At 68.3% G+C, this 15,011-nt stretch carries 13 protein-coding genes; 7 read left to right on the top strand and 6 right to left on the bottom strand.

Translation table 11 applies throughout. The features are described 5' to 3' along the window. Nucleotides 1–9: 9 nt before the first annotated feature. Entirely contained in the window at nucleotides 10–870 is an 861-nt protein-coding gene (locus tag PV762_RS07895; RefSeq protein WP_421034489.1) for a UDP-2,3-diacylglucosamine diphosphatase, read from the top strand. Between the two features lie 135 nt (nucleotides 871–1,005). Further along, nucleotides 1,006–3,066 (top strand): polyphosphate kinase 1, encoded by a 2,061-nt coding sequence (ppk1, locus tag PV762_RS07890; RefSeq protein WP_421034488.1) that lies wholly within the window; start codon nucleotides 1,006–1,008, stop codon nucleotides 3,064–3,066. Nucleotides 3,067–3,076: 10 nt separating this feature from the next. On the opposite strand, the gene PV762_RS07885 is transcribed toward ppk1, so the two are convergent. Then, on the bottom strand, nucleotides 3,077–4,591 hold the full coding sequence (locus PV762_RS07885) for an exopolyphosphatase (RefSeq protein ID WP_421034487.1): 1,515 nt from the start codon (nucleotides 4,589–4,591) through the stop codon (nucleotides 3,077–3,079). Nucleotides 4,592–4,729: 138 nt separating this feature from the next. On the opposite strand from PV762_RS07885, the gene PV762_RS07880 reads away from it, so the two are divergent. Next, nucleotides 4,730–5,659 (top strand): dienelactone hydrolase family protein, encoded by a 930-nt coding sequence (locus PV762_RS07880; RefSeq protein WP_421034486.1) that lies wholly within the window; start codon nucleotides 4,730–4,732, stop codon nucleotides 5,657–5,659. A 234-nt stretch (nucleotides 5,660–5,893) separates the two neighbouring features. Next, on the top strand, nucleotides 5,894–6,670 hold the full coding sequence (locus PV762_RS07875; RefSeq protein WP_421034485.1) for a ZIP family metal transporter: 777 nt from the start codon (nucleotides 5,894–5,896) through the stop codon (nucleotides 6,668–6,670). Nucleotides 6,671–6,710: 40 nt separating this feature from the next. Here the strand turns inward: PV762_RS07875 and PV762_RS07870 are convergent, their stop codons facing one another. From PV762_RS07870 to PV762_RS07855, 4 genes are all read right to left on the bottom strand, one after another. Further along, on the bottom strand, nucleotides 6,711–7,163 hold the full coding sequence (locus PV762_RS07870; protein ID WP_421034484.1) for a universal stress protein: 453 nt from the start codon (nucleotides 7,161–7,163) through the stop codon (nucleotides 6,711–6,713). Nucleotides 7,164–7,367: 204 nt separating this feature from the next. Further along, nucleotides 7,368–8,312 (bottom strand): sulfurtransferase, encoded by a 945-nt coding sequence (locus PV762_RS07865; RefSeq protein WP_421034483.1) that lies wholly within the window; start codon nucleotides 8,310–8,312, stop codon nucleotides 7,368–7,370. Nucleotides 8,313–8,328: 16 nt separating this feature from the next. Then, the gene (locus PV762_RS07860) at nucleotides 8,329–9,225 is read right to left on the bottom strand and encodes a DMT family transporter (RefSeq protein WP_421034482.1); all 897 of its coding nucleotides are present in this window, start codon (nucleotides 9,223–9,225) and stop codon (nucleotides 8,329–8,331) included. A 127-nt stretch (nucleotides 9,226–9,352) separates the two neighbouring features. Next, on the bottom strand, nucleotides 9,353–10,531 hold the full coding sequence (locus PV762_RS07855) for an aromatic ring-hydroxylating oxygenase subunit alpha (RefSeq protein ID WP_421034481.1): 1,179 nt from the start codon (nucleotides 10,529–10,531) through the stop codon (nucleotides 9,353–9,355). A gap of 257 nt (nucleotides 10,532–10,788) precedes the next feature. Here PV762_RS07855 and xseB point away from each other — a divergent pair, with 257 nt between their 5' ends. Genes xseB through dxs form a run of 3 tightly spaced genes read left to right on the top strand, consistent with a single transcriptional unit; the run spans nucleotide 10,789 to nucleotide 13,968 of the window. Then, entirely contained in the window at nucleotides 10,789–11,046 is a 258-nt protein-coding gene (gene xseB, locus PV762_RS07850) for an exodeoxyribonuclease VII small subunit (RefSeq protein WP_421034480.1), read from the top strand. 27 nt (nucleotides 11,047–11,073) lie between these two features. Next, complete coding sequence (locus PV762_RS07845) at nucleotides 11,074–11,934, top strand: polyprenyl synthetase family protein (protein WP_421034479.1); 861 nt, start codon at nucleotides 11,074–11,076, stop codon at nucleotides 11,932–11,934. Between the two features lie 60 nt (nucleotides 11,935–11,994). Beyond that, complete coding sequence (dxs, locus tag PV762_RS07840; RefSeq protein WP_421034478.1) at nucleotides 11,995–13,968, top strand: 1-deoxy-D-xylulose-5-phosphate synthase; 1,974 nt, start codon at nucleotides 11,995–11,997, stop codon at nucleotides 13,966–13,968. Nucleotides 13,969–14,020: 52 nt separating this feature from the next. On the opposite strand, the gene PV762_RS07835 is transcribed toward dxs, so the two are convergent. Then, nucleotides 14,021–14,956 carry a LysR family transcriptional regulator gene (locus PV762_RS07835; RefSeq protein ID WP_421034477.1) on the bottom strand — a complete coding sequence of 312 codons (936 nt, stop codon included), beginning with the start codon at nucleotides 14,954–14,956 and terminating at the stop codon, nucleotides 14,021–14,023. Nucleotides 14,957–15,011 lie beyond the last annotated feature (55 nt).

Genomic DNA, 15,011 nt, shown 5'->3' with positions numbered 1-15,011 from the left:
GACACGCTCATGGCCGCCGCGATTTCGAACGATCCGCCTGGGGCCGAGGCGGTGGAACCCGACGACGGCGGATCGATCCGCGTGCGCACGGTGTGGATCTCCGATCTGCACCTGGGCACGCCGGGTTGCCAGGCCCGCGCGCTGCTCGACTTCCTGCGCGAGGTCGAATGCGAACAGCTGTTCCTCGTCGGCGACATCGTCGACGGCTGGCAGTTGCGCCGCAGCTGGTACTGGCCGCAGGAACACAACGACGTCGTCCAGAAGCTGCTGCGCAAGGCGCGCAAGGGCACGCGCGTGATCTACGTGCCGGGCAACCACGACGAGTTCGCGCGCAAGTACCTGCAGCACAGCTTCGGCGGCATCGAGGTCGCGCACGAGTGGATCCACGAGACCGCCGACGGCCGCAAGTTCTGGGTCACCCACGGCGACCTGTTCGACGGCGTCATCCAGCATGCCAAGTGGCTGGCCCACCTCGGGGACACGCTCTACGAGTTCACGCTCAAGCTGAACCGCCACCTCAACTCGCTGCGCGCGCGCCTGGGCCTGCCGTACTGGAGCCTCAGCAAATACCTGAAGCTCAAGGTCAAGCGCGCGGTCTCCTTCATCGGCGAGTTCGAGCAGGCGCTCGCCCGCGAGGCCCGCAAGCGCGGCGTCCAGGGCGTCGTCTGCGGTCACATCCACCACGCCGAGCTGCGCGACATCGACGGCATCACCTACGCCAACGACGGCGACTGGGTCGAGAGCCTCACCGCCCTGATCGAGCACCCGGACGGCCACCTCGAGATCCTCGACTGGGCCGAACGCCAGCGCCAGCTCGCCGAGCAGGGCACGGCCGAGGCGCTGGCCGCGGCGATGCGCCAGCCGGCCTGACAAGCGCCCCCCGACAGTGGTGATCCTCGTCGTTCGGGCGGCGGGATGCGTGCGCCTTCGACATCGGTGCCACCGTCTGTGACCCGCCCGAAAGAGGGTCACTGGGTTGTCACACCAGCTTCATAGAATCGGTTCATGACTCTGCCCGACGTCCCGCTGCTCAACCGCGAAAACGCGATCCTCGAGTTCAACCGGCGCGTCCTGGCCCAGGCCCAGCGCGTCGACGTGCCGCTGCTGGAGCGGCTGCGCTACATCTGCATCGTGTCCAGCAACCTCGACGAGTTCTTCGAGGTGCGTTTCGCCGACATGCTGGACCTGCAGCGCGACGGCAGCGGGCTGGTGACGCCGCGCGACGTCGAGCGCGTCGGCCGCGCCGCCCACGACCTGATCGACGAGCAGTACGCGATCTTCAACGACCAGGTCATGCCCGCGCTGCGCGAGCACAACATCCAGATCCTGAACCACGCCGACCGCACCGACGAGATGCGCGCGTGGGTCGCCAGGTTCTTCGAGCGCGAGGTGCGTCCGCTGCTGGTCCCGGTGGGTCTGGACCCGGCGCATCCGTTCCCGCAGGTCGGCAACAAGGCGCTGCACTTCATCGCCCGGCTGTCGGGCAAGGACGCGCTGGGCCGCGACAACCGCATCGCCATCGTCAAGGTGCCGCGCGTGCTGCCGCGCGTGATCAAGGTGCCGAGCATGATCAGCGGCGGCAAGCAGAGCTTCGTGCTGCTGACCAGCGTCATCCGCGCGCATCTGGAAGAGCTGTTCCCGGGCCGGCATGTCGAGGCCTTCTCGCAGTTCCGCGTCACGCGCGATTCAGACCTGGAAGTCGACGAGGAAGAAATCGCCAACCTGCGCCACGCGTTGCGCTCCGGTCTGACCACGCGCCACTTCGGTCGCGCGGTGCGGCTGGAGGTGGTCAACACCTGCCCCGAGGAGCTGTCGCGCTTCCTGCTGGAGCAGTTCGACCTGCCGGAGGCGGCGCTGTACCGCGTCAACGGTCCGGTCAACCTGGTGCGCCTGAACGAGCTGATCGACCAGACCGACGCCGAGGACCTGCGCTTCCAGCCCTACGAGCCGAGCTGGCCCAAGGGCCGGCTGCCGCGCGGCAAATCCATCTTCGACAAGCTGCGGACCAAGGGCGACGTGATGCTGCATCACCCGTTCGAGAGCTTCGACCCGGTGGTGCAACTGCTGCGCGAGGCCGTCGAGGACCCGGATGTGCTCGCAATCAAGCAGACGATCTACCGCACCGGCAGCCAGTCGGTGCTGGCGGACCTGCTGATCGAGGCGGCGCGGCGCGGCAAGGAAGTGCTGGCGGTCGTGGAGCTGAAGGCGCGCTTCGACGAGGAGGCCAACATCAACTGGGCGGAGCGGCTGGAGGCTGTCGGCGCGCAGGTGGTGTACGGCATCGTCGGCCTGAAGACGCATGCGAAGCTGATGCTGATCACGCGGCGCGAGGGCGGCAAGCTGCGCCGCTACGGGCATCTGTCGACCGGCAACTACAACCCGAGGACGGCGCGGTTCTACACCGACCTGGGTTACCTGACGGCGGACCCCGAGATCACGTCCGACATGGACCTGGTGTTCAGCCAGCTGGCGTCGCTGTCCAAGTTCAAGGCGCCGAAGAAGCTGCTGCTGGCGCCGTTCAACCTGCACCGCACGATGTGCGAGCTGCTGACGCAGGTCGAGGAAGCGGCGAAGCGCGGCGAGACCGCGCGCGTGGTCCTCAAGATCAATGCGCTGACCGATGCCGAGTTGATCAACGGCCTGATCCGCGCGGGCAAGGCCGGCGCGAAGATCGACCTGATCGTGCGCGGCGCCTGCATGCTGCCGCCGGGACTGCCCGGCGAGACGGACAACATCCTGGTGCGCTCCGTCGTCGGTCGCTTCCTCGAGCACTCGCGGATCTTCTACTTCCGCTGGGGCAAGGACGAGCAGGAGGCGCTGTACCTGTCGAGCGCCGACTGGATGGCGCGCAACATGCTCAGACGCATCGAGGTCGCGTGGCCGGTCACCGACGCCAGGCTGCGCCAGCGCGTGATCGACGAGGGGCTCACGCCCTACCTGTACGACAGCCTGGATGCGTGGCAACTGGGTCCGGACGGCACCTCGCAGCGCATCGGCACCGAGAGCAATCCGGACGGCGTCTGCGCGCAGCAGGCGCTGATGCGCCTGTACCGCGAAGAGCTCTGACGCCCGCTCCTCAGGCCTCCAGCGCCAGCTGCACCTTCCCGATCTTGGCCCAGGCGTCCAGCTCCTCCCGGAGCAGGAAGTGGGCGCGCGGATGGGCGTCGGCCCATCCCTTGCGCATCTCGATGGTCACGTCCATGCCGTCGCGGCGGATCTTGATGTCGGCCGGATCGACGTTGCTGCGCGCGTGGCATTTGATGGCGGCCAGGCGGAGCGCCAGCAGCTGCCAGACCATGGGCTCCTCCTGCAGCTGTTCTTCCAGCTTGCGCAGTCCCCCGCGCTGACCGAGCGCGAGGTCGCCGAGGCGGCGCAGCTGGTTCTGGGAGAAGCCCGGCGCGTCCACGTGGGACAGCAGGTAGGCGCTGTGCCGGTGGTGGTCGTGGTGCGAGACCATCATGCCGATCTCGTGCAGGGCCGCGGCCCAGGACAGTTCGCGGCGGTGTTCTTCCTCGGCCTTGGGCGACAGCTGCGCGTGCAGGCGTCGCGCGAGCGACTGGACGCGGACGGCCTGGTCGCGGTCGACGTCGAAGCGGCGCTGCAACTCGGCGACCGACTGCTCGCGCATGTCGCGGCCGGCGGCGAGCAGCTTCGGGTCCAGGCGTTCCGCCAGGTCGAAGATGACGCCCTGGCGGAGGGCGCCTTTCGCGGGGTACAGGCGCTCGATGTCGAAATGCGTGAGCAGCGTGTAGAGGATGCACAGCCCGCCGCCGACCACGGCGCGGCGGTCCTCTTTCAGGCCGGGGAGCTTGAGCGCGTCGACGCGGCCGGCCGTCAGGCACTGCTCGATGCACCAGCGCAGTCCGTCGAGGGTGATGGAGCCGTCGGGGCTGACGCCGCTGGCGGCCAGGATCTGCGACACGGCGCCCACCGTTCCGGACGAGCCCAGCGCCTGCTTCCAGCGCGGCTGGGAGGACTGGCGGGAGAACTCGGTGATCGCCTCCTCCAGCTCGGCGCCTGCGGCGACCTGCGCCGCGCGGAAGGCCTCGGGCGTGAAGCGGCCGTCCGGGAAGAAGCGCATCGACAGGCTCACGCTGCCGATCTGGAAGGATTCGGCGCTCACCGGTTGCGGCCCGCGGCCCAGGATCATCTCGGTGGAGCGGCCGCCGATGTCGATCACCAGGCGCGGGTCCTCGGCCGTCTGCAGCCGGGCCACGCCGGCGTAGATCAGACGGGCTTCTTCACGGCCGGAGATCACCTCGATCGGATGGCCCAGCACCTCCTGAGCCCGCGCCAGGAAGGCGTTGCGGTTGCGGGCCTCGCGCAGCGTCTGCGTGGCGACCGCGCGCACCTGGCGACCCGGCAGTCCCGACAGGCGCTCCGCGAAGCGGCGCAGGCAGGCCAGGCCGCGTTCGGTGGCCTCCTCGGTCAGCATGCTCATCGCATCCAGGCCCGCGCCCAGGCGCACCGTTTCCTTCAGGTAGTCCAGCCGGCGGTACTGCCCGTGCTGCAACTGCGCGAGTTCCAGACGGAAGCTGTTGGAGCCCATGTCGATGGCGGCCAGGATCAGGGGGACTTGCGCTTGCGTCATGGGGGCCGATTGTCGGGGTGTTTGGACGCCCTCTCGGGAACGAAGTGCTTTCATCTTGCGCGTCATCAGGATGTCGCACGCCGCCCGCGCTAGCATCCGGCGTTCCGTCCACCCCGCATCCCAACCGAGGAGCCGCAGATGACGAATTCCGATTCCCGCGACGAGGGCGCCGCCGGCGTGTCCCCTGAACTGGTCGAAGCGATCCGTGACGACATCGACACGCTGGTCCCGGGCCGCGCCTTCAGCCGGCGCGCCTTCGTCGGCACCGCGGTGGGCAGCGGCTTCGCGGCCGCCGTGCTGCCCGTGTCTGCGCAGACCATCACCACCGACACCCAGGGCCTCGATGCCGGCCCGGTGAACATCCCGGTCGGCGATTTCCAGATGCCGGCCTACGTCGCCCAGCCCGCGGGCAAGAAACACGCGCATGTCGTGCTCGTCATCAGCGAGATCTTCGGCGTGCACGAGCACATTGCCGACGTCGCGCGCCGCTTCGCGAAGCTCGGGTATCTGGCCATCGCGCCCGACCTCTTCGCGCGGCAGGGTCTGGCGCACAAGTATTCGGACATCGCCAAGCTGCAGAGCGAGATCATCCAGCGCACGCCCGATGCGCAGGTCATGAACGACCTGGATGCGGCCGTCGCCTGGGCGAAGCAGCAGGGCGGCGACACCTCGAAGCTGGCGATCACCGGCTTCTGCTGGGGCGGTCGCATCGTGTGGCTGTACACCGCGCACAGCAAGGCGGTGAAGGCTGGGGTGGCCTGGTACGGCCGCCTGCAGGGTCAGACCAACGCGATGACCCCGAAGCATCCGATCGACGTTGTCGGGCAGCTGAACGCCCCGGTGCTGGGCCTGTACGGCGCCCAGGACAACGGCATTCCCGTGTCCACGGTCGCCGCGATGCAGGAAGCGCTCAAGCAGGGCAGTGCTGCCGCCAAGGCGAGCGAGTTCGTCGTCTACCCTGACACCGGTCACGCCTTCCACGCTGATTACCGTCCCAGCTACAAGCCTGAGTCTGCCAAGGATGGTTGGGCCCGCTGCCAGGCCTGGTTCAAGCAGCACGGCGTCTGAACGCCCAAGGCCCGAGGTCAGTGAGCGATGCTGGGGCCGGAATGAGGCATGAGGGTCCAGGAGGGAGCCCTCATGCCTCGTGGAGAGCCCGCGCTTGGCTTCTCGAAGTCTTACCTGAGCCCGCGCTCACCCTCACGCAGTGATCCCAGAGCCTTCCAAAGCGGGGGCTTGACGAGTCTGAGACAATTTTGGGAACCCAACCGGCGCACCCTCAGTGGTGCGCCTTTTTTATCCATGACCCTGACCTACATCCTGCTGGTGACATTCGCCGGTGGACTAGCCTCCGTGACGATTGCGGCGATGCTGACGGTCGGCTTGCTGAGCCGCATCGTCAAGCATCTGGTGAGTCTGTCGACGGGCGTGCTGCTGTCGACGGCGCTGCTGCACGTATTGCCGGAGGCGTTCGAGAGCGGGGCGGATCCGCACAACCTGTTCCTGGCGCTGCTGGGCGGCTTGATGTTCTTCTTCCTGCTGGAGAAGGCCGAGCTTTACCGGCACACCCATCACCATGAGGGGGATGGGCATCACCACCACCATCATTTCGACCAGGAGCAGGCGGGTCGGGGTGGCTTGTCGGTGCTGGTGGGGGATTCGATCCACAACTTCTGTGACGGGATCATCATCGCCGCGGCTTTCCTGGCGGATCATCACCTGGGCTGGGTCACCGCGATGGCGATCGTGGCGCATGAGATCCCGCAGGAGGTTGGCGACTACATCGTGCTGCTGAACGCGGGGTTCTCCCGCAAGAAGGCGCTGCTCTTCAATGCCATCTCGGGCATGGCGGCCGTGATCGGCGGCCTGGTGGGGTATTACGTGGTGGGGCCATGGCAGCAGCTGTTTCCCTACCTCCTGGTGGCGGCGTCGAGCAGCTTCGTTTATGTCTCGGTCGCCGACCTGATCCCGCAGCTGCAGCGTCGGCTCCCGTGGAAGGACACCGCGTTGCAGTTGCTGTGGCTGGGCGTGGGGATCGTGTTCGTGCTGATCGTCGTGGGCGGCAAGCACGCCCACTGAGGCGGGCCCACCAAGGCGGGCCCCGCCGGTCGAGCCATGCCTATTGAGCCGCGCCTTCTCCGTGCACCACCAGCACCGGGAAGGCGCAGTGCGACAGCACCTTCTGCGTCTCGCTGCCGAGCAGCAGCGCCTGCAGCCCCCGGCGGCCATGCGTGGCCATCACCAGCAGGTCGGCGTTGACGCGCTTGGCATGTTCGATGATGGCCTCCCAGGGGTGGAGCGCCTCCACGCTGTGCGCCTCGATCTCCAGGCCTTCCGCCCGCGCCAGCGAGAGCACGTGCGCCAGACGCTCCTGCGCGATGCGCTCCTGGGCGTCGAAGAACTCCTGCGGCGGCGTCGGCTGCATCTCCGACACGGCGCTGTAGGGGAAGGGTTCCTTCACGCTGATCGCGAACAGCCGGGCGTTGTGGAACTTCGCCAGCTGGATGGCGGTGGAGATCGCCTTGGCGGTGATGTCGGAACCGTCGGTGGGGATCAGGATGCGCTGGAACATGGCGAGCCTCCTTCGAGCGAACGGGGTTGGGCTGGGTGGACCCCATCCCCACCACGGAGGGCGGGGTCAGGGCTTGCCTTCGCAGTCTGACCCTCTCATGGTGCTCGCGCCTTGCGCAATGTCAATTGGGGCCGGCGTCAGCGTTTGTCAGCCGACGGTTCAGCCTTTTGCGCACCCTCTCGCGCACACTCCCGCTCCCCTCGCTCAGCCTTTCGCGAGCGGCAGGCGCGGATTCGCACTCCATTCGCTCCAGGAGCCGGGGTAGAGCCGGCTGCCCGTCAGCCCGGCGTGGTGCATCGCCAGCAGGTTGTGGCAGGCGGTCACGCCCGATCCGCATTGGTGCACCGTGCCCTCCGCGCCCTGCGGGCCGAGCAGCGCGCGGAATTCCTCGCGCAACTGGGCGGCGGGCTTGAAGCGGCCCTCCGGCGTCAGGTTGGTCTTGAAGAAGCGGTTCGTCGCGCCCGGGATGTGGCCGGCCTGGGTGTCCAACGGTTCGACTTCGCCGCGGAAGCGCTCGCCGGCACGGGCGTCGATCAGGCGCACCCGGCCGAGGCCGGCGAGCAGTTCCTGGGCGGACCAGGGCGTTTCCAGCGGCTCTGCGGGTTCGAAGGAGGGGGTGGCGCCGGAAACCGGCGTCACCGAGGCGGCGGAAGACGCGTCCGAGGACACCGCGCCGCCGGCCTGTTGCCAGGCGGCGAATCCGCCGTCCAGCACCGCCACCTGCGAGTGGCCCAGCCAGCGCAGCATCCACCAGACGCGCGCCGCGTACATGCCGTCGGCGGCGTCGTAGGCGACGAGCTGCCGGCCCGGCGTCATGCCGAGCTCGCGCAGACGCGCGGCGAAGGCGTCGCGCTCGGGCAGCGGATGACGGCCGCGGAACGCGCCGAACGCGTCCTGCTTCGGTCCGCTGAGGTCGCGATCCAGGTGCAGATAGAACGCGCCGGGGACATGGCCGGCCGCATAGGCGCGCTCGCCGGCCGCGGTGTCGGCCAGATCGAAGCGGACATCGACGATCAGCGGCGGGGACGACGACTGCATCAGCGCCTGCAATCGCTCGACCGTGATCAAGCCGTCAAGACCTGTGCCAACGGGGACATCCCCGGAGGACGTCGAAGGAGAAACCGCGCGGAGTGTCGCTGGAGTCGTCATGGGTCGTCAGGGCCGTTCAAGATTCCTGGACAGAATGCTGGGCGTCCTTGGGCGTGTTCCGGGCGCGCAGCAGCGTCGCCCCCAGGCCCGCGACGACGATCAGCGCGATGCCGATCCACGACAGCAGGCCCAGCAGGTCACCGAAGATCAGCACACCATACAACGCCGAGAACACGATGCCCAGGTACTGCAGCGACGCGTTCACCAGCGGCTTGCCGGTGCCGTAGGCCCGCGTCATCAGCAACTGCGCTCCCGTGGCCAGCACGCCGACGGCCAGCAGCAGCGCCGCGCCGGTCCAGGTGTGGCCGTGCCAGCCGCCGTGCGACACGATCGTCGTCAGCGCCCCGGCGACCACGCCGCCCATCGAGAAGTAGAAGACGATGCGGAATTCCGGCTCCCCCGCGCGACCCAGCGAGGTCACCTGCAGGTAGGCCATGGCCGACAGCATCCCGGAGGCCAGTCCGGCCAGCGCGTGCCAGACCTGCTGGTCCTCCATCGCCGGCTGCAGCACCAGTCCGACGCCGACGAAGCCCAGCAGCACCGTCACGATCAGCCGCGGATCGACCTTGGCCGCGCCCATCAGCACTGCGCCGCCGATCAGGAACAGCGCCATCCACACCGAGGACATGTAATTCAGCGTCATCGCCGTCGCCAGCGGCAGCTTGCTGATCGCGAAGAACCACAGCGACAGCGCGATCACCCCGGACAGGCTGCGCCAGAAGTGCATCGCCGGCACGGACGTCTTCAGCGACAGCCCCTTCGCCCGCGAGAGCGCGAACAGGAACAGCGTGCCGACCAGGCCGCGGTACATGACGATCTCGCCCGCGCCGTAGTAGACCGAAGCCAACTTGACGCAGACACCCATGGTGGCGAACAGCAGGGTCGCCAGGACCATCAGCAGGGGGGCAGACATGGCGACGATTCTCGCGCCGAAGGTCGGTCCGGCCTGTCGCGGGGAGCCGCAAAAACGAACGCCCCGCAAGAGCGGGGCGTTGTGCGCACCCCGGTGGGTGCCCTGTCGGTGCAGCGTGGGCGGGGTGTCAGCGCTTCATCAATCCGCGGTACCACTCGTGGAAGTGCTTCATGCCGTCTTCCATCGGCGTCTGGTACGGGCCGACCTCGTTGTCGCCCCGCTCCATCAGCGCCTTGCGGCCCGCGTCCATGCGCAGCGCGATCTCGTCGTCCTCCACGCAGGTCTCCATGTAGGCGGCCTGCTGGGCGTCGATCATGTCGCGCTCGAAGGCGATGACCTCTTCCGGGTAATAGAACTCGACGATGTTGGTCGTCTTCTGCGGTCCCTTGGGGAACAGCGTCGACACCACCAGCACGTTGGGGTACCACTCCACCATGATGTTGGGGTAGTACGTCATCCAGATCGCGCCCTGGTCCGGGGACTGACCGCCGGAGAAACCCAGCACCTGGTCGTGCCACTTGGCGTAGACCTCGGAACCCGGCTTCTCCAGCGCCTTGTTCACGCCCACCGTCTGCACCGAGTAGTCCCGGCCGAATTCCCATGCCAGGTCGTCGCAGGTGACGAAGTGGCCCAGACCGGGGTGGAACGGGCCGACGTGGTAATCCTCCAGATAGACCTCGATGAAGGTCTTCCAGTTGTAGTCGCACTCGTGGACGTGGACCTTGTCGAGCTGGTAGCCGCTGAAATCCAGCGCGCCGCGCGGGCCCAGACCCGCCAGGTCGGCGGCGATGTCGCGGCCGTTGTCCTCGAACAGCAGGCCGTTCCACTCGCGGATCTTGTAGCGGTTCAGGTGCAGGCAGGGGTCCTGCTTGAAGTGGGGCGCGCCGACCAGCTCGCCCCGCAGGTCGTAGGTCCAGCGGTGCAGCGGGCAGACGATGTTGCTCCGCGTGTTGCCGCGCCCGCGCAGCATCACCGCCTGCCGGTGGCGGCAGACGTTGGAGATCAGTTCCAGGCCTTGCGCGCTGCGCACGAGGGCGCGGCCCTCGCCTTCGTGCGGCAGGGCGTAGTAGTCGCCGACCTCGGGCACGGCGAGCGCGTGGCCGAGGTAGCGGGGGCCGTGCTGGAAGATCAGTTCCTGTTCGCGGCGGAACAGGTCCTCGTCGAAGTAGGAGGTGACCGGCAGCTGGGGGTGACCGGGGGCGGTGCCGGCTGTGCCGTTGCCCGTGGTGTGACCCGGAGTGTGACCCGGAGTGCTACCCGGGCCTTTGCGTTCAAGCGCGCTGAGAGGGATGCTCAGGTCGGACATGATCCAAGAGGGTCTCCAAGACTCCAATGTCAACCGTGAATGAAAAACCCGCCGGACCCCTTTTAGGGCATGGCGGCGGGCAAAGGAACCGGTGATTGTACCCGGCCCTTCTCCGGAGGGGAAATCGGTGGGTGTCAAGCTTTACCGAACGATCGACACACCCGCTGACGCCTGTGGCGGCGCGCTCACATCCCCCGACGGTCGGAAGGCGGACGGGGGAGTGACGGTGCTTACAATCAGCCTTTTCGCGTTTTGAAATGAGCAAGCCTTCCGCCAGCGCCAAGTCGGCGCCATCCACGATCCAGGAGGAGCCCGCGAGCTATGAGCTGGCGGTCGAGGAACTGGAACGTCTGGTTCAGGCCATGGAGGCCGGCCAACTGCCGCTGGACCAGCTGCTCGCCAGCTACCAGCGGGGGGCCGCCTTGCTCAAATACTGCCGCGCGCGACTTCAGGCCGTCGAACAACAAGTACAGGTCATTGAAGGTGGCGGCGCGCAGGCTTGGGGAGATGAATAAGTGGATGCAGGGATTTTCGAACGTTGGGTGAAACAATCGCTCGACGATGTCGAGCGCTCGCTCGAGGCCTGGGTGCCCGAAGGGGCGCCGGCGGGTCTGGGCGAGGCCATGCGGTATGCCGTCCTCGGGGCGGGCAAGCGCCTGCGTCCGCTGCTGGTGCTGGCCGCGGCCGACGCCGCCGCCGGCCAGCGCGAGGCCGCGATGCGCGCGGCCTGCGCGGTGGAGTTGATCCACGCCTATTCGCTGGCGCATGACGACATGCCTTGCATGGACAACGACGTGCTGCGCCGGGGCAAGCCCACGCTGCACGTCCAGTACGGCGAGGCCCAGGCCATGCTGGCCGGCGATGCGATGCAGGCGCTGGCCTTCGACGTGCTGACGCCGGACGTGGGCGTGGAACCCGCGCTGCAGGCCAGGCTGTGCCGGCTGCTGGCGCGCGCGAGCGGCTATGACGGCATGGCCGGCGGCCAGGCGATCGACCTGGCCAGCATCGGCAAGCCGCTGGACGAGGCGTCGCTGCGCGACATGCACCGTCGCAAGACCGGCGTGCTGCTGCAGGCCAGCGTGCTGATGGGGGCGGCCTGCGGCGAGCTGTCGCCGGTGGCGTGGGATTCGCTGAGCCGCTACGGCGCCGCGATCGGCCTGGCCTTCCAGGTCGTCGACGACATCCTGGACGTGACCCAGGACAGCGACGTGCTGGGCAAGACCGCCGGCAAGGATCAGGACAACAACAAGCCGACCTACGTCAGCGTGCTGGGCCTGGAGCCCGCCCGCGCGTACGCGCTCCGCCTGCGGGACGAGGCGCATCAGGCGCTGGCCGGCAGCGGCCTGGCCGACACCGCCTGGCTCAGCCTGCTGGCTGACAAGGTGGTCGAGCGCGACAACTGACATCCGGCTCGGATCCCGCAGGGATCCGGTCGGGATGCGACGACAAGGAGAGGCGACGCCATGAGCGAGAACCCATCGAACGCCACGAACGCGACGACCGCGCAGACGCTGCTGTCCACCATCGAGAGCCCCGCGGACGTGCGCCGGCTGTCGCGCGGCCAGCTGCCGCAGCTGGCGGACGAGGTCCGCGCGCACATCCTCAACAGCGTGTCCAAGACCGGCGGCCACCTGTCGTCGAACCTGGGCACCGTGGAGATGACGGTCGCGCTGCATTACGTCTACGACACGCCGCGTGACCGGCTGGTGTGGGACGTGGGTCACCAGACCTACCCGCACAAGATCCTGACCGGCCGCCGAGACGCGATGGCGACGCTGCGCCAGCAGGGCGGCATCTCGGGCTTCCCGCGCCGCGACGAGAGCGAGTACGACACCTTCGGCACCGCGCACTCCAGCACCTCGATCTCGGCCGCGCACGGCATGGCGATGGCGGCCCGGATCAAGGGCGAGTCGCGCCGCGTGGTCGCGATCATCGGCGACGGCGCGATGACCGCCGGCATGGCCTTCGAGGCGCTCAACAACGCCGGCGTCGCCCACGGCGGACTGCTCGGCGACGTGCTGGTGATCCTGAACGACAACGACATGTCGATCAGCCCGCCGGTGGGCGCGCTGAACAAGTATTTCACCCGGCTCATGAGCGGCAAGTTCTACGCCGCGGCGCGCGAAGGCGCGAAGTCGGTGCTCAAGCACACGCCGCTGTACGAGTTCGCCCGCCGCTTCGAGGAGCACACCAAGGGCATGTTCGTGCCCGGGACCATCTTCGAGGAATTCGGCTTCAACTACGTCGGCCCGATCGACGGGCACGACCTGGACGCACTGATCCCGACGCTGGAGAACCTGCGCGACAAGAAGGGCCCGCAGTTCCTTCACCTGGTCACGCGCAAGGGCCAGGGCTACAAGCTGGCGGAAGCCGACCCGGTCAAGTACCACGGCCCGACGCCGTTCAACCCGGCCGAAGGCATCAAGCCCTCGACCGTGCCGGCGAAGAAGACCTTCACGACGGTGTTCGGCGACTGGCTGTGCGACATGGCCGAGGCCGATCCCACGCTGGTCGGCATCACGCCGGCGATGCGCGAGGGCTCGGGCATGGTCGAGTTCCACAAGCGTTTCCCGACGCGGTACTACGACGTCGGCATCGCCGAGCAGCATGCGGTGACCTTCGCCGGCGGCCTGGCCTGCGAAGGCTTGCGTCCGGTGGTGGCGATCTATTCGACCTTCCTGCAGCGCGGCTACGACCAGCTGGTCCACGACGTGGCGCTGCAGAACCTGCCGGTGCTGTTCGCGCTGGACCGGGCGGGCCTGGTCGGCGCCGACGGCGCCACGCATGCCGGCAACTACGACATCGCCTTCACGCGCTGCATTCCGAACATGAGCGTGATCACGCCGTCGGACGAGAACGAGTGCCGCCAGGCCCTCTACACCGGCCACATGCACGACGGCCCGGTGACGGTCCGTTATCCGCGCGGGGCAGGCGTCGGCGCGGAGATCAAGAAGGAGATGGTCGCGCTGCCCTGGGGCAAGGGCGAGATGCGCCGGACCTCGTCGCTGCCGTCGACCGGCGGCCGCGGTGCGGCCCATGCGCCTCATGGACCACGGGTGGCGATCCTCGCCTTCGGCACGCTGCTGCATCCGGCGCTGAAGGCGGCGGAGGCGCTCGACGCGAGCGTGGCCAACATGCGTTTCGTGAAGCCGCTGGACGTCGAGCTGGTCAAGGAACTGGCCCGCACGCACGACGCGCTGGTGACCGTCGAGGACGGTTGCGTCATGGGCGGCGCCGGCAGTGCCGTGCTGGAAGCGCTGCAGGCCGAAGGCCTGTCGCTGCCCGTGCTGCAACTCGGCCTGCCCGACGAGTACGTCGAACACGGCGAACCGGGCAAGCTCATGTCGCAGTGCGGCCTGGATGCGGCCGGCATCGAGCGCTCGATCCGCGAGCGCTTCCTGTCGACCGTGGCGCCGGTGGCGATCAAGGTGGCCTGAGCCAAGGTCGCCTGAGCGCGTTGCGCTCCCTCGAACGGCGCTGGCCTCGCGGTCAGCGCCGTTTTGCTTTTCCGGCGCCGTGCTGACTCGCCATCGCGGGCGCGAGCGCACGTTTCACCGCATCGATGAAGTCCTGCGTCAGCGCATGCGCGGCCCGGTGCAGCGGCCACAGCGCCTGGATGCGGAACGGCACCGATACCGAGAACGGACGCAGGTGCAGATCCGGTCCGGCACAGGCCCTCGCGGTCAACGGATTCACGAGCGCGATGCCCAGGTTTTTCTGAACCAGCGCGCACACGGCGATCGCGCTGTGTGTCTCCATCTGCGGACGACGCCGCACGCCGGCACTGGCAAAGATCGCGTCGAACTGGCGGCGATAGGGGTCCTCGGCCGACAGGCTGACGAAGCGTTCGCCCTCGAAGTCCTGCGGGGTCAGGACCTGTCGTTCCAGCAGGCGATGACCGGCGGGCAGCACGCAGACCTCGTCGAGCTCGGCCAGCGTTTCGCTGCGCGTGCCGGGCACGGTGGTGGGGACCTCGCTGAGGCCGATGTCGAAGCGCTGCGCAGCCATCCATTCCTCGAGCAGCGGCGACTCCTGCGGCGTCAGCGTCAGTTCCGCCTGCGGATGCCGGGCGAGCCAGTCGGCGCTGGCGTCCGGCAGCAGCGCGTGCGCCAGCGCCGGGAGGGTCAGGACGCGCAGGCGCTCATCCTCGGCGCGCCCCAGCGACTGGGCGCGGGCGACGACCTGGTCCAGGCCCTGGTAGGCGCGCTGGACTTCATCGAACAGGGCCAGCGCGCGCGCCGTCGGGCGCAGCCGCCCGGCCGTGCGCTCGAACAGCGCGTAGCCGAGCAGCGATTCCATCCGCGCGAGCTCCCGGCTGACCGTGGGCTGGGAGGTGAACAGCAGTTCCGCGGCGCCGGTCACGCTGCCCGCAGTCATGACCGCGCGAAAGACTTCGATGTGGCGGTGCGTGATGGGGAGGGCCATCCCGACAGCATATCAGCGCATATCAATACTGAATTCAATCGGCAAAACAAAGCAT

This window comes from Mitsuaria sp. CC2, from assembly GCF_048957715.1.
Taxonomy (GTDB): Bacteria; Pseudomonadota; Gammaproteobacteria; order Burkholderiales; family Burkholderiaceae_C; genus Roseateles.
This window is presented reverse-complemented; position numbering and strand designations above follow the sequence as displayed.